The organism is Mesorhizobium sp. ES1-6, assembly GCF_020164775.1.
Taxonomy (GTDB): Bacteria; Pseudomonadota; Alphaproteobacteria; order Rhizobiales; family Rhizobiaceae; genus Mesorhizobium.
On sequence record NZ_JAIUGU010000005.1, the window covers coordinates 24,412 to 45,158 of the forward strand.

26 protein-coding genes are annotated in these 20,747 nt (G+C 63.4%); 18 read left to right on the forward strand and 8 right to left on the reverse strand.

All coding sequences use genetic code 11. The features are described from left to right. Positions 1–223: 223 nt before the first annotated feature. Complete coding sequence (locus LB564_RS14665; RefSeq protein ID WP_224538761.1) at positions 224–841, forward strand: flavodoxin family protein; 618 nt, start codon at positions 224–226, stop codon at positions 839–841. A gap of 40 nt (positions 842–881) precedes the next feature. Here LB564_RS14665 and LB564_RS14670 read toward each other — a convergent pair whose 3' ends face one another. Continuing rightward, positions 882–1,307, reverse strand: coding sequence for a Kazal-type serine protease inhibitor domain-containing protein (locus LB564_RS14670; RefSeq protein WP_224538762.1), 426 nt, complete (start codon positions 1,305–1,307; stop codon positions 882–884). 583 nt (positions 1,308–1,890) lie between these two features. Between LB564_RS14670 and LB564_RS14675 the strand changes: the two genes are divergently transcribed. The 3 genes from LB564_RS14675 (at position 1,891) to LB564_RS14685 (ending at position 3,259) form a co-directional block, all read left to right on the forward strand. After that, entirely contained in the window at positions 1,891–2,103 is a 213-nt protein-coding gene (locus LB564_RS14675; RefSeq protein WP_006202520.1) for a cold-shock protein, read from the forward strand. Between the two features lie 319 nt (positions 2,104–2,422). Continuing rightward, positions 2,423–2,635 carry a cold-shock protein gene (locus LB564_RS14680; RefSeq protein ID WP_008877668.1) on the forward strand — a complete coding sequence of 71 codons (213 nt, stop codon included), beginning with the start codon at positions 2,423–2,425 and terminating at the stop codon, positions 2,633–2,635. A gap of 189 nt (positions 2,636–2,824) precedes the next feature. Next, positions 2,825–3,259: a BA14K family protein gene (locus tag LB564_RS14685; RefSeq protein WP_224538765.1), complete on the forward strand. Its 435-nt coding sequence runs from the start codon at positions 2,825–2,827 to the stop codon at positions 3,257–3,259. A 96-nt stretch (positions 3,260–3,355) separates the two neighbouring features. Here the strand turns inward: LB564_RS14685 and LB564_RS14690 are convergent, their stop codons facing one another. The 3 genes from LB564_RS14690 to LB564_RS14700 form a co-directional block, all read right to left on the reverse strand. Next, on the reverse strand, positions 3,356–3,994 hold the full coding sequence (locus LB564_RS14690) for an MBL fold metallo-hydrolase (protein WP_224538768.1): 639 nt from the start codon (positions 3,992–3,994) through the stop codon (positions 3,356–3,358). 137 nt (positions 3,995–4,131) lie between these two features. Continuing rightward, complete coding sequence (locus LB564_RS14695) at positions 4,132–4,449, reverse strand: hypothetical protein (protein ID WP_140704845.1); 318 nt, start codon at positions 4,447–4,449, stop codon at positions 4,132–4,134. A 145-nt stretch (positions 4,450–4,594) separates the two neighbouring features. After that, the gene (locus LB564_RS14700; protein WP_224538770.1) at positions 4,595–5,488 is read right to left on the reverse strand and encodes a branched-chain amino acid aminotransferase; all 894 of its coding nucleotides are present in this window, start codon (positions 5,486–5,488) and stop codon (positions 4,595–4,597) included. 263 nt (positions 5,489–5,751) lie between these two features. Here LB564_RS14700 and LB564_RS14705 point away from each other — a divergent pair, with 263 nt between their 5' ends. The 4 genes from LB564_RS14705 (at position 5,752) to LB564_RS14720 (ending at position 9,858) form a co-directional block, all read left to right on the forward strand. Further along, the gene (locus LB564_RS14705) at positions 5,752–6,285 is read left to right on the forward strand and encodes a MarR family winged helix-turn-helix transcriptional regulator (RefSeq protein WP_224539207.1); all 534 of its coding nucleotides are present in this window, start codon (positions 5,752–5,754) and stop codon (positions 6,283–6,285) included. Then, on the forward strand, positions 6,272–6,991 hold the full coding sequence (locus LB564_RS14710; protein ID WP_140704842.1) for a response regulator: 720 nt from the start codon (positions 6,272–6,274) through the stop codon (positions 6,989–6,991). Before LB564_RS14705 ends, LB564_RS14710 begins: the two co-directional genes overlap by 14 nt. A 118-nt stretch (positions 6,992–7,109) precedes the next feature. Further along, positions 7,110–8,525, forward strand: coding sequence for an ATP-binding protein (locus LB564_RS14715; protein WP_224538773.1), 1,416 nt, complete (start codon positions 7,110–7,112; stop codon positions 8,523–8,525). 310 nt (positions 8,526–8,835) lie between these two features. Then, entirely contained in the window at positions 8,836–9,858 is a 1,023-nt protein-coding gene (locus LB564_RS14720) for a glycosyltransferase family 4 protein (RefSeq protein ID WP_224538776.1), read from the forward strand. On the opposite strand, the gene LB564_RS14725 is transcribed toward LB564_RS14720, so the two are convergent. From LB564_RS14725 to LB564_RS14735, 3 genes are all read right to left on the reverse strand, one after another. Continuing rightward, the gene (locus LB564_RS14725; RefSeq protein WP_224538778.1) at positions 9,855–10,214 is read right to left on the reverse strand and encodes a tRNA-binding protein; all 360 of its coding nucleotides are present in this window, start codon (positions 10,212–10,214) and stop codon (positions 9,855–9,857) included. The genes LB564_RS14720 and LB564_RS14725 overlap by 4 nt on opposite strands. Positions 10,215–10,231: 17 nt before the next feature. Then, positions 10,232–10,732, reverse strand: coding sequence for a YbjN domain-containing protein (locus LB564_RS14730; RefSeq protein ID WP_027143347.1), 501 nt, complete (start codon positions 10,730–10,732; stop codon positions 10,232–10,234). A gap of 341 nt (positions 10,733–11,073) precedes the next feature. Continuing rightward, positions 11,074–11,376 carry an accessory factor UbiK family protein gene (locus LB564_RS14735; RefSeq protein ID WP_127280606.1) on the reverse strand — a complete coding sequence of 101 codons (303 nt, stop codon included), beginning with the start codon at positions 11,374–11,376 and terminating at the stop codon, positions 11,074–11,076. 161 nt (positions 11,377–11,537) lie between these two features. Here LB564_RS14735 and LB564_RS14740 point away from each other — a divergent pair, with 161 nt between their 5' ends. From LB564_RS14740 to LB564_RS14780, 9 genes are all read left to right on the forward strand, one after another. Beyond that, complete coding sequence (locus LB564_RS14740) at positions 11,538–11,798, forward strand: type II toxin-antitoxin system ParD family antitoxin (protein ID WP_224538780.1); 261 nt, start codon at positions 11,538–11,540, stop codon at positions 11,796–11,798. After that, complete coding sequence (locus LB564_RS14745; RefSeq protein ID WP_318012804.1) at positions 11,795–12,097, forward strand: type II toxin-antitoxin system RelE/ParE family toxin; 303 nt, start codon at positions 11,795–11,797, stop codon at positions 12,095–12,097. Before LB564_RS14740 ends, LB564_RS14745 begins: the two co-directional genes overlap by 4 nt. A 161-nt stretch (positions 12,098–12,258) precedes the next feature. Further along, the gene (locus LB564_RS14750) at positions 12,259–12,501 is read left to right on the forward strand and encodes a BrnA antitoxin family protein (protein WP_224538782.1); all 243 of its coding nucleotides are present in this window, start codon (positions 12,259–12,261) and stop codon (positions 12,499–12,501) included. 128 nt (positions 12,502–12,629) lie between these two features. Beyond that, entirely contained in the window at positions 12,630–13,490 is an 861-nt protein-coding gene (lgt, locus tag LB564_RS14755; protein ID WP_140704832.1) for a prolipoprotein diacylglyceryl transferase, read from the forward strand. Next, positions 13,487–14,575, forward strand: a complete 1,089-nt coding sequence (locus tag LB564_RS14760; RefSeq protein WP_224538785.1) for a class I SAM-dependent methyltransferase — start codon at positions 13,487–13,489, stop codon at positions 14,573–14,575. Before lgt ends, LB564_RS14760 begins: the two co-directional genes overlap by 4 nt. 102 nt (positions 14,576–14,677) lie before the next feature. Then, positions 14,678–15,472: a peptidoglycan editing factor PgeF gene (gene pgeF / locus LB564_RS14765; RefSeq protein WP_140704828.1), complete on the forward strand. Its 795-nt coding sequence runs from the start codon at positions 14,678–14,680 to the stop codon at positions 15,470–15,472. Next, complete coding sequence (locus LB564_RS14770; RefSeq protein ID WP_140704826.1) at positions 15,472–16,623, forward strand: M24 family metallopeptidase; 1,152 nt, start codon at positions 15,472–15,474, stop codon at positions 16,621–16,623. The genes pgeF and LB564_RS14770 overlap by 1 nt, the downstream gene beginning before the upstream one ends. Positions 16,624–16,666: 43 nt before the next feature. Beyond that, positions 16,667–17,284, forward strand: coding sequence for a hypothetical protein (locus LB564_RS14775; protein WP_140704824.1), 618 nt, complete (start codon positions 16,667–16,669; stop codon positions 17,282–17,284). Between the two features lie 149 nt (positions 17,285–17,433). Further along, positions 17,434–18,369, forward strand: a complete 936-nt coding sequence (locus LB564_RS14780) for a ribose-phosphate pyrophosphokinase (protein WP_140704822.1) — start codon at positions 17,434–17,436, stop codon at positions 18,367–18,369. A 24-nt stretch (positions 18,370–18,393) separates the two neighbouring features. On the opposite strand, the gene LB564_RS14785 is transcribed toward LB564_RS14780, so the two are convergent. Continuing rightward, the gene (locus LB564_RS14785) at positions 18,394–19,290 is read right to left on the reverse strand and encodes an AraC family transcriptional regulator (RefSeq protein WP_224538788.1); all 897 of its coding nucleotides are present in this window, start codon (positions 19,288–19,290) and stop codon (positions 18,394–18,396) included. A 150-nt stretch (positions 19,291–19,440) separates the two neighbouring features. On the opposite strand from LB564_RS14785, the gene LB564_RS14790 reads away from it, so the two are divergent. Beyond that, positions 19,441–20,682 carry an MFS transporter gene (locus tag LB564_RS14790; protein WP_181173647.1) on the forward strand — a complete coding sequence of 414 codons (1,242 nt, stop codon included), beginning with the start codon at positions 19,441–19,443 and terminating at the stop codon, positions 20,680–20,682. The last annotated feature ends 65 nt before the right edge of the window (positions 20,683–20,747 follow it).

The following is a 20,747-nucleotide window of genomic DNA, read 5'->3' on the forward strand; positions in this document are numbered from 1 at the left end:
CGCCAGACTTGGCCGCGCCGGACTTGGCTCCCGCACCCGCCGCTCTTCTCTGATCTCTGTTGATGGGACACCTGCCGTGTTTGTGTGCTTGCGGGACCTAAGCCATGCCGCGCGGAGATTCAAGGTGCGAGGCTGGCCGAAGGCCGAGGGGCCCCATCGCCGCCGCGCAACCGCAAGCGCCTCGCGACGTTGAGCCTGCACCCCCAGATGCAGGAGTTCCGCAATGTCCCTTACCGCCTTTGCCCTCAACTGTTCGCTGAAAGCTTCCGGCGACAAGGAAAAATCCTCCACCGACAAGATCGTCGCCGATCTGCTCGCGGCGCTCAAACCGCATGGCGTGAAGGGCGAGGTCGTTCGTGCACTCGATCATGACATCAAGCCCGGCGTGCTCTCTGACATGGGCAAGGGCGACGATTGGCCTGAGTTGCGCAAAAAGATCGTCGCCGCCGATATCTTCATCCTCGGTCTGCCGATCTGGTTGGGCCAGCCGTCGAGCGTCGCCAAGCGCGTCATGGAGCGGATGGACGCCTTTCTGGACGAAACCGACGACAAGGGCCGCATGCCGGCCGCCGGCAAGGTCGCGCTGGTGGCGATCGTCGGCAACGAGGACGGCGCGCATCACTGCCACGCGGAATGCTTCCAGGCGCTCAACGACGTCGGCTTCACCATCCCCGCCAATGGCGGCGTCTACTGGGTCGGTGAAGCCATGGGCGACGTCAATTATGTCGATCTGCCGAAGACCCCCGACAAGGTCGCCCAAGCCATCGAAATGGCGGCTTCAAACGCCGCCCATCTGGCCGGCCTGCTCAAGACCAAAGCCTATGTTGGCGTGGAAGAATAACTGCAATTTCAGTTTCTCCGACAAGGGAGAAGGTAAGCTCTCAGCACGGCCCGTCGCCGACGATGCGATAGTCCGATGCACGGGCCTCGCAGGCGTTGGGGAAGGTGCGCATGTCGCCATGCCGGCGGCCGCACACCGGCGCGTATTCGCGGGTGCAGAAGGTCTGCTCGCCGCCACCGCCACCGCCGCCGCCACCGCCATCGCCGCCATCGCGGCAGGGACCGTCCCGCACGATGCGGTAACCGGCCCGGTCGGCCAGACAGGAATTGGCGAAGGTCTGGCGATCGCCGCCGCGCCGGGCGCAGACTGGCTCGTACTGCTTGGTGCAGAATTGCGGTTCAGGGCGCGGCGGACGCGGGCGCGGCCCCGGTCCCTCATCGACGACGACCGTACAGGCGGCAAGAATTGCCGACAGGAACAGGATGGTAAAACCCTGCCGTGAAAAGATTGCCGCAAGAAACCTCATGATCGTCTCTCCCTCGATCCCCGCCCAGGTGCGTACCGCCCAAGACTGCCAGCGGTTCGCTGAAAATGATATCGATCAAAACAAGACTTAAATCAGTCACCCTTGGCGCGATCCTCGCCATTCCACTGCCAATTGCAACCCCTGTTCGCGGCTACTGTGGGAGAACGACGCCCGGACCGGTAGCCCCCGCCGCGCGCCGCCGCCAATCATCGCTTCTGGCCCATGCATGACCGGGGCTGTGGGCCGATGACCCCTCGGGCAACGAAGCCTATTTGCGGCCGGTCGACGCTTTGATCGGTCGATTTTTGCGTCGGGATGCGCCTGCGGCGGCGGCCCGCGGCGCTATCTTGCAACCTTCACGTTTCCGTGCGATAAATTCTGTGTTCGGGCATTTGCGACCCGGAGAGCGGAACGTTTTGGACGACCTTTCCCCGATACTGTGAATCTCTGACGGCCCCGTTTTTCGGCGGGGGGTTTGACCATGCGCCAATGCATGACTGCCGAAAGCAACCACCAGGAACTGCCCTCGACGCCAGGTGGCGGGCAGGACCACCAAGACTGAACGGGTGAAGGAGTTTCCCCAATGGCCCAGACCGGCACCGTTAAATTCTTCAATGCGACCAAAGGCTTCGGTTTCATCACGCCCGACGGCGGCGCCAAGGACGTGTTCGTCCATATTTCGGCGATAGAGGCCTCGGGCCTGCGCACGCTCGTCGACGGCCAGAAGGTCACCTTCGACGTCGAGCCGGACCGCATGGGCAAGGGCCCGAAGGCGGTCAACCTGCGCGCGGCCTGAGCGATCGGCGCGCCGCGCATCCAGGCGGATGGGCGAACGAGAAGCTTGACCAGCACCTTGGCGGGCGGACGGATTTTTGAAAGGCGCGGCGGTTTTCGTCGCGCCTTTTTCATGTCCGTGGTGCAGCATGACCTCGTCTCATCTTGAAGTTCATCCCGGTCCGGCCCAATGACACGCGTCATAACAAGCACTTAAAGCGCGACCTGCTTTAAGTGCCCGAAAAACTTTCACTTGCCGATGACGCTAAAATAAAGGACAAATTTCCACTCGGGCATTTGCCGGCCCGAGACTGGAGTTTATGGGATCAAAGGAGCTTCCCATGCCGCAGACCGGCACCGTCAAATTCTTCAACCATGCCAAGGGCTTCGGCTTCATCACACCGGATGATGGCGCGAAGGATGTCTTCGTGCATATTTCAGCCGTGCAGGCGTCGGGTCTTCCCGGTCTTGAAGATGGGCAGAAAGTGACATTCGACACGGAGCCGGACAAACGCGGCAAGGGACCCAAGGCTGTCAACCTGTCGGTCGGCTAAGCCGGCTTCGGACCGATGCCGGCCCCGGCAGAGGGGAATCCGCGCCCAGCGCGCGGGTTGGATGCCGTGAAACAGGGCGTGCGGCCAAATTTTTGTTCAGCCCCCGTTCAGCCACGGTCTCATATTAGTCATTCGTAAAGCCGGACCGCATCCCCTGCAAACTGTACGGTCCGTACGAAGGAGACCAAGATGAACCGTATTTTCAAGACAGCCGTGCTGTCCGCCGCCGTGGTCGCCACCACGCTCGCGACCTTTTCGGCGGCCAATGCCGATGACTGGCGCCGTTGGCATCATCATGGCCATGGAAATGGCGATGCTGTCGCGGCAGGCGTTCTGGGCCTGGCCGCCGGAGCGTTGATCGGTGGCGCATTGGCCAATGACCGGCCGCCGCCCGATGCCGACCGTTATTACGATGACGGTTATTACGATCGTGATGTGCGGATACGCCCGGCCCCGGTCCGCCGCTACTACGCCGAGCCGCAGGTGGTCTACGCCGACCGCTACGCCGAACCGTGGACGCGTGGCTGGTACGAGTACTGCTCGGACCGCTACCGCACCTTCAATTCCCGCACCGGCACCTTCACCGGCAATGACGGCGAACAGCATTTCTGCACTGCCAATTGAGGCTTCCCTGCCCCAAACAAAAAGCGCTGGCTGAAAGGCCGGCGCTTTTTTATCAGCCCGTCGGGCTTTCGATCCCACGGACGGTCCAGATCCAATTCAGGTCAAAAACGGATTGGTCCGCCGTTCCTCGCCAAAACGCCCGCCCGGGCCATGGCCGCAGATAAAGCCGATGTCGTCGCCAAGCGGCAACAGCTTGTCCTTGATCGAGGCGATGAGGGCCGCATGGTCGCCGCCCGGCAGGTCGGTACGGCCGACCGAGCCGCGAAACAGGACGTCGCCGACATGGGCGAACTTGGCGGCGCGGTTGTAATAGACGACATGGCCGGGCGCGTGGCCGGGGCAATGCAGCACCTCGAACACATGGCCGCCGAATGACACGGTCTCGCCTTCGGCGAGGAACCGGTCGGGCACGCAATTGCGCACACCGTCGATGCCGTAGCGCCTGCCCTGGTTCTCCAGATTGTCGAGCAGCATCTTGTCGGCTTCATGCGGGCCGAGGATCTCGATGCCAAGTGCCTCCTTCAACTCCATGGCGCCGCCGGCATGGTCGATATGGCCGTGCGTGATCCAGATTGCCTCGGCCGTGATCGCATTGTCCTTCAACACCGCCAGCACCTTGTCGATGTCGCCGCCCGGATCGACGACCACGCCGCGCTTGTCGTCCATGTCGAACAGGATGGTGCAGTTCTGCTGGAACGGTGTGACCGGCACGATGCCGGCGTTGAGCTGACCCATGATCGTCCTTTCGCTGTGTCAGCGTTCATGTAGAGGCATCGGTCAAAACCGTCCACAGCCGGAAGGCCAAACAGTGCGTGTCAAAAGGAAATGGGCGGCCGAAGCCGCCCATTCTGCGAAGCCCGAGATCGGTAGGCTTATTTCTTCATGGCGCCCATGACCGCGCCGATAATGCCGGTCAGGATCGCGCCACCGCCGGCGCCACCGACGATGTTCTGCAGATTGAGCGCGCTGCCGAGACCGCTCGTCGCAGCGGCAGCCGCCGCCGGATCCACCGCGCCGCCGCCGAGCAGGCTGCCCAGGATCGCCGCGCCGCCGACGCCGCCAATGGCTCCGCCCAGGATTTTGGGAAGCTGCCCCAACGCCGCCGTCTTGATCGCCGCGCCGACCGCCTGACCACCGATAATGCCTGTAATGATCTGAATGATGATCGGAAGAAGCGTGTTCATGTCCATATGATTAGTCCCTCCATGGCTGCCAGCCTCCCGGGCCGACGCCATCATGAGACGCCGAATTGGATGAAAGTCAAATGCAGAAACGCTGAAATAAAAAGGGCGGCCCTAAAACCGCCCCTGCTTGCGTGAAAAGCTGTGACTTTCGTTATTCTGCGGCGATCGCATGCTTCGGTTGAACGGCCACAGAATAGTCGTTCATGAGATTCTTGGCGATCTCGCCGACCTCGAATCGGTAAGGCCCGATCTCCGAGACCGGCGTTACTTCCGCCGCGGTCCCGGTCAGGAAGCACTGTTCGAATCCTTCCAGTTCTTCCGGCATGATGGCGCGTTCGATGATCTCCAAGCCGCGATCCCTGGCCAGGCCAATGACCGTGCGGCGGGTAATGCCGTCGAGGAAGCAGTCGGGCTTGGGCGTGTGGATCTTGCCGTCCTTGACGAAGAAGATGTTGGCGCCCGTTGCTTCCGCGACTTGCCCCCGCCAGTCGAGCATCATGGCATCGGCATAACCCTTGGCCTCGGCGGCATGCTTGGACATGGTGCAGATCATGTAGAGGCCGGCGGCCTTCGACCGCGACGGCGCCGTGCGCGGGTCGGGCCGACGCCATTCCGCCACATCGAGACGGATGCCCTTCAGCTTCTGCGCCGGGTCGAAATAGCTCGGCCACTGCCAGATGGCGATGGCGACGTTGATGCGGTTGTTTTGCGCCGAAACGCCCATCTGCTCGCTGCCGCGCCAGGCGATCGGCCTGACATAGGCGTCCTGGAAGCCCTGCTTCTTCAGAAGCGTGGTCGAGGCGTCGTTGAGCTCGGCGACCGAATAGGGAATCTTGAAGCCGAGCAGGCGCGCCGATTCATGCAGGCGCTCGGTATGCTCGTTGAGCTTGAAGATCTCGCCGCCATAGGCGCGCTCGCCCTCGAAGACCGCGCTTGCGTAATGCAGGCCGTGGGTCAGCACATGGATCTTGGCGTCACCCCATGCGACGAACTCGCCATTCATCCAGATGAAGCCGTCCAGTTGATCGAAGGGAACGGATGCCATTGTAACCTCCCGCGGATCTCGGTCCGCCTATCCTTGGTGTCGTTGCGTGTTCGTTTTTTGGCCGCGCCATGTGATTGGAGACGCCGGCCAGCGTCTCGAAGCGTAAGCGGATAATCGCGCCCTGGCAAACTCAGGAAGTTCCGGAAAAACCGGCCTATCTTGCCTTTTCGTTCGCAATCCGCCCAAAAGCTTGTCAAAAATTACCATTGCGGGGAAATTACGTCAATAGTACTGACATAATCTCCCGTTCCCATGGAGAAATGATGCCGGATAAAAGCCCAGCCGCCGGAAAACCGATCAGGACCGCGATTACCAGCGAGGACGGCATCGACTTCGCCATCATCGAACTCTTCTTTTTCGCCTATCGCGACTTCACCTCCGATCCCGATCAGATCCTGGCCGATTACGGCTTCGGCCGCGCCCATCACCGGGTGCTGCATTTCGTCAACCGCCGTCCGGGCCTGACCGTCGCCGAACTGCTCGAGGTGCTGAAGATCACCAAGCAGAGCCTGGCGCGCGTGCTTAAGCAATTGATCGACACCGATCACGTCGTGCAGTTGCAGGGCCCGCGCGACCGCCGCCAGCGCGAACTCTATCCGACGGCCAAGGGCCGTGCGCTGGCGCTGGCCCTGGCGCGGCCACAGTCGCGCCGCATCCATGCTGCATTGAAAGATTCCGGCGCCACCGAACGGACCTTGGTGGAACGCTTCCTCGAAGCGATGGTCAATCCGGAACTGAGAGCTCAGATCGACGTTGGGTCCGCAAAACTGTCGGGGAAAAGCCATGGAGAGCAATGAGAGGGTCGACCAGGCGGCCGCACCGGACGACGACGCACCGCATCTGCTCGTGGTCGACGACGACACCCGCATCCGCAATCTTCTCAAGCAGTATCTGACCGAAAACGGCTTTCGCGTCACCGTCGCCGGCAATGCCGGCGAGGCCCGCCGCAAGCTCGCCGGCCTCGACTTCGACCTGCTCGTGCTCGATGTCATGATGCCGGGTGAAACCGGTGTCGACCTGACCAAGTCGCTGCGCGCCGAAAAGAACGTGCCGATCCTGATGCTGACGGCCCTGTCGGAAACCGACAGCCGCATTTCCGGGCTCGAGGCTGGCGCCGACGATTATTTGCCAAAACCCTTCGACCCGCGCGAGCTGATCCTGCGCATCAACAATATCCTGCGCCGTGGCGGCCCGGCGGCGACGCCCAAGGTCGAACAGCTGGTCTTCGGTCCCTACACCTTCCAGATCGCCAGGCGCGAACTGAAGCGCGGCGGCGAAGCGCTGAAACTGACCGACCGCGAACAGGAGATCCTGGCGATCTTCGCCGCGCGCGCCGGCGAAACCATCCCCCGCCACGAACTGGTCGGCGACGATTCGGAAGTCGGCGAGCGCACCATCGACGTCCAGATCAACCGGCTGCGCCGCAAGATCGAGCGCGATCCATCCAATCCGGTCTGGTTGCAGACCGTGCGCGGTATTGGGTATCGGCTCAGCGTGGAATAGAATACCGGCGGCGGTCCAAGCGCATGATCCTGAAAAACGGGAACCGGTTTTCTCGGACAAACGGTTTCCGTTTGTCCAGGGATCATGCTCCAATACCGCCGACGGATGAAAAGAGCCAATGGCGACCACGGAACTGGAACAACCGGACAATGACGGCTTGAGCGCACGCGCCACGCGCACGCTCAAGGCGGTGCCGCGCATCTGGAACCGGTTCTGGCGCCTCGTCTCGCTCTACATGCCCAAGCGCCTCTACGCGCGCTCGCTGATCATCGTCATCGCGCCGATGATCCTTTTGCAGTCGGTTGTCGCCTTCGATTTCATGGAACGTCACTGGGCAACCGTGACGCAACGCCTGTCGCAGGCAACCGTGCGCGACATCGCCGCCATCATCGACCTGATCGAGACCTACCCGCACGACGCCGACTACGCCAACATCATCCGCATCGCGCAGGACCGCATGCAGCTCAAGGTCGATCTGCTGCCGCCCGATCCGCTGCCGCCGCCCGGTCCAAAACCGTTCTTCTCGATCCTCGACGACGTTCTCTCCGCCGAAATCACCCGTCAGATCAACCGGCCCTTCTGGATCGACACGGTCGGCAATTCCAACATCGTCGAGGTGCGCGTCCAGCTCGAGAACAAGGTGCTGCGCGTCTTCGTGCGGCGCAGCCAGGCCTATGCCTCTAACACCCACATTTTCCTGATCTGGATGGTCGGCACCTCGCTGGTGCTGCTGATGATCGCCATCCCCTTCCTGCGCAACCAGATCCGGCCGATCCTGGCGCTTGCCGAGGCGGCCGAAAGTTTCGGCAAGGGCCGGCCGATGTCGCGCGATTTTCGCCCGCGTGGCGCCGAGGAGGTTCGCCGCGCCGGCTTCGCCTTCATCCAGATGCGCGAGCGCATCGAACGCCAGATCGAACAGCGCACGGCCATGCTGACCGGCGTCAGCCATGATCTCAGGACCATCCTCACGCGGTTCAAGCTCCAGCTGGCGCTGACCGCAGGCAAGCCGGAGACCAAGGCGGCGCTGGACCAGGACATCGACGACATGCGGTCGATGCTGGAAGGCTATCTCGCCTTTGCGCGCGGCGAAGCCACGGAGGACCCGGGACGCTTCGACCTCGATGCCTATTTCCAGAAGCTCGGCGAGGAAGCGGGCTTGCGCAAATGCAAGCTGTCGACGACGCTTTCCGGCGATCCGACCGTGCATGTCCGGCCGAATGCCTTCGCCAGGCTCTTGTCCAACGTCATCGGCAACGCCTTCCGCTATGCCGAGACCGTCGACGTCAACGCCAACCACAGCCGCGGCTTCCTAGTCGTCACCATCGACGACGACGGTCCTGGCATCCCGACCGACCGGCGCGAGGACGTGTTCAAGCCCTTCGTGCGGCTCGACGAGGCCCGCAACCTTGATGCCAGCGGCACCGGGCTCGGCCTGTCGATCGCCCGCGACATCGCCCGCAGCCATGGCGGCAACATCACGCTTGGCGACAGTCCGATGGGTGGCCTGCGCGCCGTGATCAAGGTTCCCGCCTGACAAAGCCAGACTAAGGCTGACGGCATTCAAATAGAGCGGGTCGGCAACAGTCCCCTCTTCTTCCACGCCCTTTATCTTGTCAGAAAGCCGGCTCTCCTTTGCCAAGATCATGCGCCGGTCTTCATCCGCCCGTCATGAAACCATGGTCAAGAGCGCGCATGAAGCGCGCGACCGCACTTGATTCGTCCTTGCCGCCTCACTTCGACCCCGCGCCCGCCAGGGTGCGCTGGAGCGAAGCGAGGGCGGCCGCATGGTCGCCCTTCCGGCATCGTTTCAAGGCAACCGTCGATCTCCGGAGCAAAGGGCCGCCATGCGCATCTTGATGGTCACCGACGCCTGGCGCCCGCAAGTCAACGGCGTCGTCCACACGCTGGAGCGGCTCACCGAGACGCTGAAATCCTTCGACGTCGCGGTCGAATTCCTGACCCCGAACATCTTTCGCACCTTGCCCTTACCGACCTACCCCGACATCCGCCTGGCGCTGACCACGCCGGGCCATGTCGCGCGCCTGATCGACGGCTACAAGGCGGACCACATCCACATCGTCACCGAGGGTCCGCTTGGCATCATGGCGCGGCGCTATTGCCGCAATGCCGGCCGGCCGTTCACCACCAGCTATCACACCCGTTTTCCCGAATATCTCAGCGCCCGCCTGCCGGTGCCGGAGAGCTGGGCCTATCGCTGGCTGCGCGATTTCCACAATTCCGGCCAGGGCACGCTGGTCGCCACCCAGTCGCTGGCGGATGATCTTTCGGCGCGCGGCTTCAACAAGCTCAGGCCCTGGACGCGTGGCGTCGACACCGACCATTTCCGGCCCGACAAGCGCAGGGATCTCGGCTTCCCCGGCCCGGTTTTCCTCTGCGTCGGCCGCGTCGCCATCGAAAAGAACCTATCGGCCTTCCTCGATCTCGACTTGCCCGGCAGCAAAGTGATCGTCGGCGAAGGTCCCGAGTTCGCTAAGCTCAAGGCGAAATATCCCAAGGCGCATTTCCTCGGTCATCGCCCCAATGACGAACTGGCCGAAATCTACGCCTCGGCCGATGTCTTCGTCTTCCCCAGCCGCACCGACACTTTCGGCAACGTCATCATCGAGGCGCTGGCCAGCGGCACGCCGGTCGCCGCCTATCCGGTGACCGGACCGATTGACATCGTGGGCGACGGCTTTGGCGGCGCGGTGTCGAACGATCTGCGTGAAGCCGCGCTCGCCGCCCTGAACGTCGACCGCGCCCAGGCCCGCGAACGCGCCATGCGCTACAGCTGGAAGGCCTGCGCGGAGATGTTTCTCGACACGGTCGAAGAAGCCCTCGGCAGGACGCGCAAGCTGGCGGCCTAAAACAATCGTCCGCCGTCAGGCACCTTGCGCTCGATGGCGCCGAGCACCACGGCGCCCTCCTCGTCGGGAAAGCCCAGCGTCAGAACTTCCGACATGAATGGGCCGATCTGGCGCGGCGGGAAATTCACCACCGCGAACACCTGCCGGCCGATCAAAGTCTCGGGCGTATAATATTTGGTGATCTGCGCCGACGATTTCTTGATGCCGACATCAGGTCCGAAATCGATCCTGAGCTTGAAGGCCGGCTTGCGCGCCTCCGGAAACGGTTCGGCCTCGACGATCGTGCCGGCGCGGATGTCGACACGATCGAAGTCGGCAAAACTGATCTCGGGCTTGCGCTCGCTGCTCGAACTCATCCTTGGTCTTACCCGGCTCAGGCGTTGCCGAAGGTCTCGAACAGAACGCCGGCGAGCGCGTCCTTGGCCGAGGTTCCCGACCAGACGACGAACTGGAAAGCCTGGAAGTAGCATTCGCAGGCTTCCAGCGCCGAGGACAAGAGCACCTCGACCTGCTGGCTCGAGGGTTCGACCCCGCCGGCGAGCAGCAGCGACTGGCGGAACATGATCGCGCCTTCCTGCTCCCAGAGGTCGAAATGGCCGAACAGCATCTGTTCGTTGATCAGCGACAACAGCCGCATCACTTCCAGCGTGCGGGTTTCCGGCACCTTGATGTCGAAAGCGCAGGCCAGATGCAGCGCCTCGAAATCCTCCATCCACGAGAAGGAGACGTGATAGTCGGTCCAGCTGCCGGCAACCGAGATCGAGATTTCGTCGTCGCCGGCCCTTTCGAAGGACCAGTCATTGTTGTGGGCCACCTGCTCGATCACATCCACCGGATGGATTTCGCGGGAAAATTCGAGTTCGAGAAGTTCCATGGAATGCTTCCTGTGTTCAGGGGGAGCGCCACACGCTCCGCGGGGCACACACGACGAACAATCTTGTCTAGAACTCGGACGGCCAGGACTTTACTTCGCGCCAAGGACTACTTCTCAACGCAAAGACCCCAGACCGAACCCCACCGCCCGGCGGCATGACCCTGCTCCGAATCATGCAACAAATTCAGTCTATTGATCGGGAGTCGCGTGAACAGCCCAATTTTTCGCACTGCGGCATTCGCATGTGGAAAGGTGCCTGTCACAAAGAGTCACGCAATGCCGGTAAGCGATTCACGGCAAAGCGATTTTCAGGCTGGTGCTTTGTGGAAAAGTTTAACGAATTATTTTTTTGGTTTGGGCTTCGCCGGAGCCGCAGGTGTGGCCTGGCCGGTCAGTTCGGCGATCCTGGCCTCAAGCGCTTCGATGCGCTCGGCGAGCCTGCCGTTCTCTTCCCTCGCCTTGGCCGCCATCTCGCGCGCTGCCTCGAATTCCTCGCGCTGCACGACATCCATGGAGTTGAGGATACGCTCCGCCTGGCCCTTGAAGGCCGTCTCCACCTCGCGCCGCACGCCTTGGGCGGCGCCGGCGGCATCGGTCATCAGCTTGGCGAATTCATCGAGAATGCGGTTCGGTCCGGTCGACATGGCAAATCCTCGCTTGCTTGATTTGAGTTAGTGGTGCCGCGCGCCGAATGCAAGAACGTTGAGGGCTGGTGCGGCATCAAGTCAATCCACCTCATCAAATCACTGGCAAGCCTGACCAATAACTATTATTATTCCGGAATGTTTTTTGCCGGAGCACCATCATGGCCATTAGCGCGGACTTGGGCGCCCGCCTCGAAGATATCGTCAACCAGCTGGTCAGCACAGGGCGCTACAATTCGAAGAGCGAAGTGCTGCGTGAGGGCGTTCGCCTCGTCGAAGAACGGGAAAAACGGCTCGCCGCCCTCGATGTGGCCCTCGCAGAAGGCATTGCTGACGCCGATGCCGGCAGGGTCAAGCCTGGCGACGAGGTGCTGGACAGGCTCGAAGCCAAATACAAGGCGATGGCAGAGAAGAACAAGTGAGGCGGCTGGTCTTCACACGTCGGGCTGAAGCGGACCTTGCAGCCATTGGTGACTACATAGCGCTGTATAACCCATTTCGTGCGGTGACATTCATTCAGGAATTGCGCCGCGATTGCAAGGAACTGTGCACAATGCCGCAGAGATATCCGCTCTTCGAGCGGCATCGATCCTCAAGCATTCGTCGGCGCGTCCATGGCAGCTATCTAATTTTCTACCGCGTTGGCACGGACACCTTGGAGATAGTGCACATCCTGCACGGCGCGATGGATCTTGGAACGATCTCTTTCCCAGACACCTGACGATACGATCTTATCTGATCCACCAGAATCTTCCGACCTGGTCTCGACCCGCTTTGCAAGGACTTTGAGCGACTCCTGCTTAGCGGATGGCGCCAAGTCGCCTATTGTGGCGTTTTCATCACGACGTGCGTCGAGTATGATCAACTCCAGAGGATCAACCAATGGCAACGCCCCCGCGCCGACCGACAAATCCGATGGAAGCCGCCGAAGCCGTCTTCAAGCCGGTCAAGAAGGCGGCCCCGCCGCCGCCACGCGAACCCTCGGCGGCTCCGAATGTCCGCGAGCTCGTCTCGATCCGGATCGACCGGGCCGTGCTCGAGCATTTCCAGGAAGATGGCCCCGGCTGGCAGGACAGGATCAACGACGCCTTGCGTGAATTGGTGGCCGCCAAGACCAGGGGTTGAGCATCGCTATCCGCGCGATGGAGGGTTGAAGCGATCCCGCTCGCGGGCCATTGACGGCCGTTAGCCTGCCTTGACCCTGCCAAAACCCTGCCGCATGGTCCGCGCCGATCGCAACCGAGAGCTTCCCGTTGAACGAATATTTCCTGCTGCCGCTGGCTTCGCTGCCGTTTCCCAACATCAACCCGATCCTCGTCCAGATCGGGCCGCTGGCGGTGCATTGGTACGGCATCGGCTACATCGTCGGCATCCTGTTTGCCTGGTGGTACGCCAAGCGGCTCGCCGCCAATCCCAAACTCTGGCCCGACGGCGTCCTGCCGATGAAGCCGGAGGATCTCGACGATTTCATCGTCTGGGCCGCCATCGGCGTGGTTCTGGGTGGCCGCACCGGTTATGTCCTGTTCTATGACCTGGCGCGCTACATCGCCCACCCGCTCGACATTTTCGCGGTCTGGCAAGGCGGCATGTCCTTCCATGGCGGCCTGCTCGGCGTCATCCTCGCCATGACGCTTTTCTCCATCAAGCGCGGCATCCGCACCTGGTCACTGTTCGATGTCGTGGCAGCAGGCGTGCCGGTTGGGCTGGGCCTCGTGCGCGTCGCCAACTTCATCAACTCCGAGCTCTGGGGGCGGCCGAGCGATGTGCCCTGGGCGATCGAATTCCCCAATGGCGGCCCGTTCACCCGCCATCCGAGCCAGCTCTACGAGGCCCTGCTCGAAGGCTTGTTGCTGTTCGTCGTGCTGCGCATCCTCACCCATTCGCGCCTCAAGCTGAAGACGCCGCGCTTCGTTGGCGGCGCCTTCATCTGCGGCTACGGCCTGTCGCGCATCTTCGTCGAATTCTTCCGCGAGCCCGACCAGCAGCTCGGCTATCTCCTCGGCACCAACTGGCTGACCATGGGCATGATCCTGTCGACGCCGATGGTGCTGGCCGGCATCTGGGCGATGGCGACAGCCAAGCCGGTGACGCAAGCGCAGCCGCAGGCGACATGACGCGGCTGAAGGCCCGCATCGTCGAGCTGATCGAAGCGGTGGGCCCGATGCCCGTCAACGAATACATGGCACTGTGCCTGTTCGATCCCCGCGACGGCTACTACACGACGCGCGAACCGTTCGGCGCGGCCGGCGACTTCATCACCGCGCCGGAGATCAGCCAGATGTTCGGCGAACTCGTCGCCGTCTGGCTCTACCAGGGCTGGCAAGCCATCGGCCGACCGCTGCCGGTCACCGTCGCCGAGATCGGTCCCGGCCGCGGCACACTGATGAAGGACATGCTGCGCACCCTGTCACGGCTCGACCCGGCCCTGACCAATGGCGCCGCCTTCGCCATGGTCGAGACCAGCCCGCGCCTGGCGGACGTCCAGAAGCAGACGCTCGGCGCGACACCCTTTGCCATCTCCTGGCACGAAACCATCGACACGCTGCCACGGCAGCCGCTGCTGATCGTCGGCAACGAATTGTTCGACGCCGTGCCCATCCGCCAGTTCGTCCGCGCCGGCGCCGAATGGCGCGAACGCATGGTCGGCGTGGACGGCGCCGACAATCTCTGCTTCTTCGCCGGCGCCGGCTCGCTCGATCCGACGCTCTTGCCCAGGGATGCGGGCGACGCGCCTCAGGGCGCGATCGTCGAAGTCGCGCCCGCCCGCACAGCCCTGATGGCCGCGATCGCCGAGCGCATAGCCAGTGACGGCGGCGGCGGGCTGTTCCTCGACTACGGCCATCTGCTGCCCGGCATCGGCGACACGCTGCAGGCGTTGCGCCGGCACAATCACGACGATGTGCTGGCCAATCCCGGCGAGGTTGACCTGACGTCCCATGTCGATTTCGCCGCCCTTGCGACTGTCGTGCGCGCGCATGGCCTCGACGCCCATCTGTCGACGCAGGGCAATTTCCTGCTCGGCATGGGCATTCTGGAGCGCGCCGGCCAGCTCGGCGCCAATGCCGGCCAGGCGGCGCGCGATGAGATAGCGGATGCCGTCGAGCGCCTCGCCGGCCCGCAAGCCATGGGCGAACTCTTCAAGGCGCTCGCCGTCGTTCCGCGCGGCACGGCCCTTCGGCCTTTCGCGACGGCGGATTGACTTTTCACCGCAGCCCCTCCCAATCTCCCGTCCGGTAAAAGAGCGCCGGACCGCCGGCCGCTTTTCCTTGACGAAACCGCCCACACGGACAACAACGCCCGCATGCTCAATCAGACCAAACCGGATCCCGTTCGGTCGCCGCTGCTGGACAAGGCGCAGGCGCAAGGCATCCGCCACGGCTATTTCACCCGCATCGGCGGCGTCTCCACGGGCATCTACCAGGGCCTCAACATCGGCACCGGGTCGGATGACGACCAGGCGCTGGTCGCCGAGAACCGGTCCCGCGTCGCCGCCTGGATGGGCGTGCCCGCGAGCCATCTCTTGACCGCCTGGCAGGTCCATTCGCCCGACGTCGTCATCGCCAGGGAACCGTTCGCGGGCGAACGGCCAAAGGCCGACGCCATCGTCACCGACCGGCCCGGCATCGCCATCGGCGCCTCGACCGCCGATTGCGGCCCGGTCCTGTTCGCGGATGCCGGCGCGCGCATCATCGGCGCCGCGCATGCCGGCTGGAAAGGCGCTTTCACGGGCGTACTGGAAAACACCATTGCCGCCATGGAAAACCTCGGCGCCCGGCGCGAAAACATCGTCGCCGTGCTCGGTCCTTCGATCGGCCCCGACAATTACGAAGTCGGGCCGGAATTCGTCGCCCGCTTTGTCGAGGCCGACAGCGAAAATGCCCGCTATTTCGTGCCTTCGGCACATGCCGGCCACTCGATGTTCGACCTCGCCAGCTACACGGTCGACCGTCTGGCCAGAGCCGGCGTCAGGGCCGATGGCCTTGGCCGCTGCACCTATGCCGAGGAAGATCTGTTTTACTCCTACCGGCGCACCACGCACCGCAAGGAACCCGATTATGGCCGGCAGGTTTCGGCAATCGTTTTGGAGAGTGAATAATGGCGCTGCATTTTGAACGATCGGAATTCGACGCGCGGCGCGACCGGCTGATGATCGAGATGGCCGAAAAGAAGCTCGACGCCATCCTGCTGTTCGCGCAGGAGAGCATGTACTGGCTGACCGGTTACGACACGTTCGGCTTTTGCTTCTTCCAGTGCCTGGTGGTGAAGGCCGACGGCTCCATGGTGCTTCTGACCCGCTCGGCCGATTTGCGCCAGGCGCGCCACACCTCGATCATCGACAACATCGTGTTGTGGACCGACCGCGACGGCGCCAATCCGGCCGTCGATCTGCGCAACCTGCTCAACGAACTCGACCTGCTCGGCGCCCGCATCGGCGTCGAATACGACACGCACGGCCTGACCGCTTACAATGGCCGCCGCCTGGACGAGCAATTGCAGACCTTCGGCCAGATCGCCGATGCCTCCGGTATCGTCGGGCGGCTGCGCCTGTTCAAGAGCCCGGCCGAGGTCGCCAAGGCGGAAAAGGCCGCCAATCTCTCCGACGACGCGCTGGACGCGGCCCTGCCGCTGATCAAGCAGGGCGGCGACGAAGCCCTGATCCTGGCCGCCATGCAAGGCGCGATCTTTGCCGGCGGCGGCGATTATCCGGCCAACGAGTTCATCATCGGCTCCGGCGTCGATGCGCTGCTGTGCCGCTACAAGGCCGGCCGCCGCAAGCTCACCAAGAACGACCAGCTGACGCTCGAATGGGCCGGCGTCTTCCACCATTACCATGCGCCGATGATGCGCACGGTGCTGACCGGCAAGGTCTCCAAGCGCCATCAGGAGCTGTTCGACGCCGCGCGCGCCGCGCTTCTTTCCGTCGAAAAGGCAATGACGCCGGGCAACAGCTTCGGCGACGTGTTCGACGCCCACGCCCGCACCATGGAGGCGCACGGCCTGACCAAGCACCGGCTGAACGCCTGCGGCTATTCGGTCGGCGCACGCTTCACGCCGTCCTGGATGGACATGCCGATGTTCTACCAGGGCAATCCCGAGCCGATCGCGCCGAACATGACGCTGTTCGCCCACATGATCATCATGGATTCGGAGACCGAGACGGCGATGACGCTTGGCCGCACCTACCTGACCACCGAATCCCAGCCGAAGGCGCTGTCCCGCCATGATCTCGACTTGATCGTGCAGTGAATCCATAATGGGAGGCGTTCTTCGCCAAGGAGTTAGAAGGCAAATGAGACGATCGCATGTGACGACCGTGTCATTGCTTGTGGCATTGGCTCTGGCTGCCTGCACCAACGCAAAGGATGTTCTCGAACCTTCCGCCATCACCCCGCCGGCGGCCTCGGGGCCGGCCGCGCAGGGCAGCGCCACAGTCACCGTTCCCGCCCCGGCACCATCGACGGCCGCTTCGACCGCCACGACGACGGCACCCGTCACCTCCGCCCAGGCCGCCGCCATCCTGTCGAAGACCCGGCTGCAGATCGCGCCGATCGTCGGCGCTTCGGTGGAAGCCGCCACGCCGCTGACGGCGGAACTGCAGACACGCGCCAAGCAGCGCGGCATCACGCTGGCCGGCAGCCAGGACCAGACCGCGACCCATGTGCTCAAGGGCTATTTCTCGGCGATGTCGGAGGGCAAGGACACCACCGTCATCTATGTCTGGGATGTCTACGACCCCTCCGGCAACCGGCTGCACCGCATCAACGGCCAGATGAAGGCGCCTTCGACCGGTTCCGGCGACAGCACGGGCGCCGACAGCTGGAAGTCGGTATCGCCGGCCACCATGCAGGCGATCGCTGACCAGACCATCGACCAGTTTGCCGCCTTTCTCAGCGGCAAGGCGAGTTGAGGTGTTGTCCGCCGCCGAACAGCTTTCTTGACCTTAGCCGGCGGATTCCCGATCTCGGCGCTTGCAATACCAGCGCGGGCCGCTAAAAGCCCGGTTAACAGGCGCAGGAGAGTCCGCCAGGCCTCTCCGTCCTCCACCAGGAACGGTGCATGAAACTCTTCGCGGGCAATTCCAACAGGGTGCTGGCCGAAGCGGTCGCCCGCTATCTCAACATCCCGCTGGGCAAGGCCAGTGTCAGGCGCTTCGCCGACCAGGAAATCTTCGTCGAAATCCAGGAGAACGTGCGCGGCGAGGATGTCTTCATCCTGCAGTCGACCTCGTTCCCGACCAACGATCACCTGATGGAACTGCTCATCATGATCGATGCCTTCATGCGCTCCTCGGCCAAGCGCATCACGGCGGTTATCCCCTATTTCGGCTATGCCAGGCAGGACCGCCGCGCTTCCGGGCGCACGCCGATCTCGGCCAAGCTGGTCGCCAACATGATCACCCGCGCCGGCGTCGACCGCGTTCTGACGCTGGATCTCCATGCCGGCCAGATCCAGGGTTTCTTCGACATACCGACCGACAATCTGTTCTCGGTGCCGGTGATGGCCCGCGACGTGAAGGCGAAATACAAGCAGCTCGGCAATGTCGTGGTCGTGTCGCCCGACATTGGCGGCGTGGTCCGCGCCCGTGCGCTGGCCAAGCGCTTCGACGCGCAGCTCGCCATCGTCGACAAGCGCCGCGAGCGCCCGGGCGAATCGGAAGTCATGAACATCATCGGCGCGGTCGCCGGCAAGGACTGCCTATTGATCGACGATATCGTCGATTCCGGCGGTACGCTGTGCAACGCCGCCGAAGCGCTGCTGGCCAACGGCGCCACCAGCGTCACCGCCTATATCACCCACGGCGTGCTGTCGGGGGGTGCCGTCGCCCGCATCAGCGGCTCGAAGCTGCAGGAACTGGTGATCACCGATTCCATCCAGCCGACGCAAGGCGTGCTCGACGCGCCCAACATCCGCGTCATCTCGATCGCCGACCTGATGGGCGAAGCCATCTCGCGCACGGCGACCGAGGAATCGGTGTCGAGCCTGTTCGACTAAAAACCTGTTACCCCTGCGGCCCAGTTACCCCTTTGGCAACGCCGATGGCGTCGGCGCCTCCAGCCGGGCCGGGGTTCGCCGCATGCCTTCGCCGGCATCACGCGCGCCGCGCATATAGCCGCGCGGCGAGGAGCCGAGCATGCGCTTGAACATGGTGATGAAGGCCGGCACGCTGTCATAGCCGAGATCGAGCGCCACGCGCGTGATCGGCTCGCCATCGGCGAGCCTCGGTAAGGCCGCGAACAGGCAGGCCTGCTGGCGCCATGTCGACAGCGACAGGCCGGTCTGGCGCTGGAAGGCGCGGGTGAAGGAGCGTCGGCTCATGCCGGCGGCGTCGGCCCATTCGTCGATCGTGGCATGCGGCGAAGGTGCGGCGACGAAGCGCCGGCATAGCATCGCCAGCCGGGGGTCGGAAGGGAAAGGCAGGCCGAGCGGCCGTTCCGGCAAGGTCGGGATTTCATGCAGCAGCAGGTTCATGATCAACCCGCCGCGCCCTTCCAGCACGCCGCCCTGCGGCAGCTTTTCCGATTCCACGATCAGGCTGTGCATCAACTCGGTTACCCCGACGACGCGTAACCCTTCCGGCAGCCCGGGGATCGCGCCCGGCATGACATAGACCGAGCGCATCGAGACGTCGCCCAGCATTTCGACGGAATGTTCCGTGCCGGCCGGTATCCACATCGCATGGTCGGGCGGCACCATCCACCGCCCGTACCGCGTCGTCACCAGCACGACGCCGACCAGCGCATGCAGCAACTGGCTGCGGCTGTGGCGGTGTTGCGGCACATGGTAGCCGTCGGGATATTCGGTCGGCAGCGCGACCGCTGGTCCCGACACCTGCTCCAGCCACTGCCAGCGGCTCTCGTGCAATTGGCCGAGATCGGCACTGCCGGCGCGAAAGATTTCCCTGCCATGTGGCATCGGGTCTGGCCCACTTGCGAAACTATTGGACCAAACCACGAAAGAAGTCGCCCCGCAAGCAGCTTATAAGGCAACCGTCCTAAGGTGGTCGCAGGAGCGTCCGCCAATCTGCCCGCGGCTACGCCCGCCAAAAAGACCACGGAGCCTATCTTGACCGATACGACAGCCACCAGCGTCGCGGCACCCGCGACGGCCAGTCACGCTTCAGCCCAGGCGACGGCCTTCACCGTCATCCTGGCGGTGAGCCTCTGCCACTGCATCAACGACATCATGCAGTCGCTGCTATCGGCCATCTATCCGCTTCTGAAAGAGAATTACGGCCTCGATTTCTGGCAGATCGGCCTGTTGACCTTCACCTTCCAGGTCACGGCATCCCTGCTGCAGCCGATCATCGGCGCGGTCACCGACAAGCGGCCGATGCCTTATTCGCTGCCCTGGGGCATGGCGTCCTCGCTGATCGGCCTGGTCGTGCTGGCCTATGCCGGGCACTACTACCTGCTCCTGATCGGTGCCTCGCTGATCGGCATCGGCTCGGCGATCTTCCATCCCGAATCCTCGCGTATCGCCCGCTTCGCGTCCGGCGGCCGGTTCGGGCTGGCGCAGTCGCTGTTCCAGGTCGGCGGCAATTTCGGTCAGTCGATGGGCCCCTTGCTGGCCGCCTTCATCGTCGTGCCCTTCGGCCAGACCAGCATCGCCTGGTTCGCCGTCGGCTCGCTGATCGGCATCTTCGTCCTGTGGCAGGTCGGTGGCTGGTACAGCCGCCTGCGCGCCGCGCAGGGCAATCGCAAGACGGCAAGCTTCGTCTCGCCCTTCCCGCGCCGCAAGGTGATGTGGGCCTTGGCGGTGCTGACCTTGCTGGTGCTGACCAAGAACGCCTATATCGCCAGCCTGGCCAGCTACTACACCTTCTATTCCATGCATAAGTTCAGCGTTTCGGTGCAGATGTCGCAGGTCATGCTGTTCCTCTTCCTCGGCTCCTCGGCGCTGGGCATCCTGCTCGGCGGTCCGTTCGGCGACCGCTATGGCCAGAAGGCGATGATCTGGTTCTCGATCGTCGGGGTCCTGCCCTTCACGCTGGCGCTCCCCTACGCCAACATGGAATGGACGATGGTGCTGACCGTGCTGATCGGCCTCATCCTGTCGTCGGCCTTCTCCAACATCGTCGTCTTCGCGCAGGAACTGGTGCCGGGCCGCGTCGGCACGATCGCCGGCATCTTCTTCGGTTTCGCCTTCGGCGTCGGCGGCATCGCGGCCGCCGTGCTTGGCGTCGTCGCCGACATGAAGGGCATCGATTTCGTCTTCCAGATCTGCTCCTACCTGCCGTTCCTGGGGCTGCTGACGGTGTTCCTGCCCAACATGAAGGAAGCCCGCAAGGCGCAAGCAGCCGCTTAGAATCATCCGAGTTAGGTCCAGGCAAAGGCACCCGCCACATGGCGGGTGCCTTTTTCGTTCAAGCG

Bases quoted from the DNA above. Each gene is read 5' to 3' on its own strand.
- LB564_RS14735 (WP_127280606.1), bottom strand. From the start codon at position 11,376: ATGTCGACCGGACCGAACCGCATTCTCGATGAATTCGCCAAGCTGATG.
- LB564_RS14675 (WP_006202520.1), top strand. From the start codon at position 1,891: ATGGCCCAGACCGGCACCGTTAAATTCTTCAATGCGACCAAAGGCTTC.
- LB564_RS14705 (WP_224539207.1), top strand. From the start codon at position 5,752: ATGCCGGATAAAAGCCCAGCCGCCGGAAAACCGATCAGGACCGCGATT.
- LB564_RS14760 (WP_224538785.1), top strand. From the start codon at position 13,487: ATGACGCGGCTGAAGGCCCGCATCGTCGAGCTGATCGAAGCGGTGGGC.
- LB564_RS14700 (WP_224538770.1), bottom strand. From the start codon at position 5,488: ATGGCATCCGTTCCCTTCGATCAACTGGACGGCTTCATCTGGATGAAT.
- LB564_RS14725 (WP_224538778.1), bottom strand. From the start codon at position 10,214: ATGAGTTCGAGCAGCGAGCGCAAGCCCGAGATCAGTTTTGCCGACTTC.
- LB564_RS14680 (WP_008877668.1), top strand. From the start codon at position 2,423: ATGCCGCAGACCGGCACCGTCAAATTCTTCAACCATGCCAAGGGCTTC.
- LB564_RS14740 (WP_224538780.1), top strand. From the start codon at position 11,538: ATGGCCATTAGCGCGGACTTGGGCGCCCGCCTCGAAGATATCGTCAAC.
- LB564_RS14710 (WP_140704842.1), top strand. From the start codon at position 6,272: ATGGAGAGCAATGAGAGGGTCGACCAGGCGGCCGCACCGGACGACGAC.
- LB564_RS14690 (WP_224538768.1), bottom strand. From the start codon at position 3,994: ATGGGTCAGCTCAACGCCGGCATCGTGCCGGTCACACCGTTCCAGCAG.
- LB564_RS14770 (WP_140704826.1), top strand. From the start codon at position 15,472: ATGGCGCTGCATTTTGAACGATCGGAATTCGACGCGCGGCGCGACCGG.
- pgeF (WP_140704828.1), top strand. From the start codon at position 14,678: ATGCTCAATCAGACCAAACCGGATCCCGTTCGGTCGCCGCTGCTGGAC.
- LB564_RS14730 (WP_027143347.1), bottom strand. From the start codon at position 10,732: ATGGAACTTCTCGAACTCGAATTTTCCCGCGAAATCCATCCGGTGGAT.
- LB564_RS14780 (WP_140704822.1), top strand. From the start codon at position 17,434: ATGAAACTCTTCGCGGGCAATTCCAACAGGGTGCTGGCCGAAGCGGTC.
- LB564_RS14715 (WP_224538773.1), top strand. From the start codon at position 7,110: ATGGCGACCACGGAACTGGAACAACCGGACAATGACGGCTTGAGCGCA.
- LB564_RS14695 (WP_140704845.1), bottom strand. From the start codon at position 4,449: ATGGACATGAACACGCTTCTTCCGATCATCATTCAGATCATTACAGGC.
- LB564_RS14720 (WP_224538776.1), top strand. From the start codon at position 8,836: ATGCGCATCTTGATGGTCACCGACGCCTGGCGCCCGCAAGTCAACGGC.
- LB564_RS14670 (WP_224538762.1), bottom strand. From the start codon at position 1,307: ATGAGGTTTCTTGCGGCAATCTTTTCACGGCAGGGTTTTACCATCCTG.
- LB564_RS14775 (WP_140704824.1), top strand. From the start codon at position 16,667: ATGAGACGATCGCATGTGACGACCGTGTCATTGCTTGTGGCATTGGCT.
- LB564_RS14785 (WP_224538788.1), bottom strand. From the start codon at position 19,290: ATGCCACATGGCAGGGAAATCTTTCGCGCCGGCAGTGCCGATCTCGGC.
- LB564_RS14750 (WP_224538782.1), top strand. From the start codon at position 12,259: ATGGCAACGCCCCCGCGCCGACCGACAAATCCGATGGAAGCCGCCGAA.
- LB564_RS14665 (WP_224538761.1), top strand. From the start codon at position 224: ATGTCCCTTACCGCCTTTGCCCTCAACTGTTCGCTGAAAGCTTCCGGC.
- LB564_RS14685 (WP_224538765.1), top strand. From the start codon at position 2,825: ATGAACCGTATTTTCAAGACAGCCGTGCTGTCCGCCGCCGTGGTCGCC.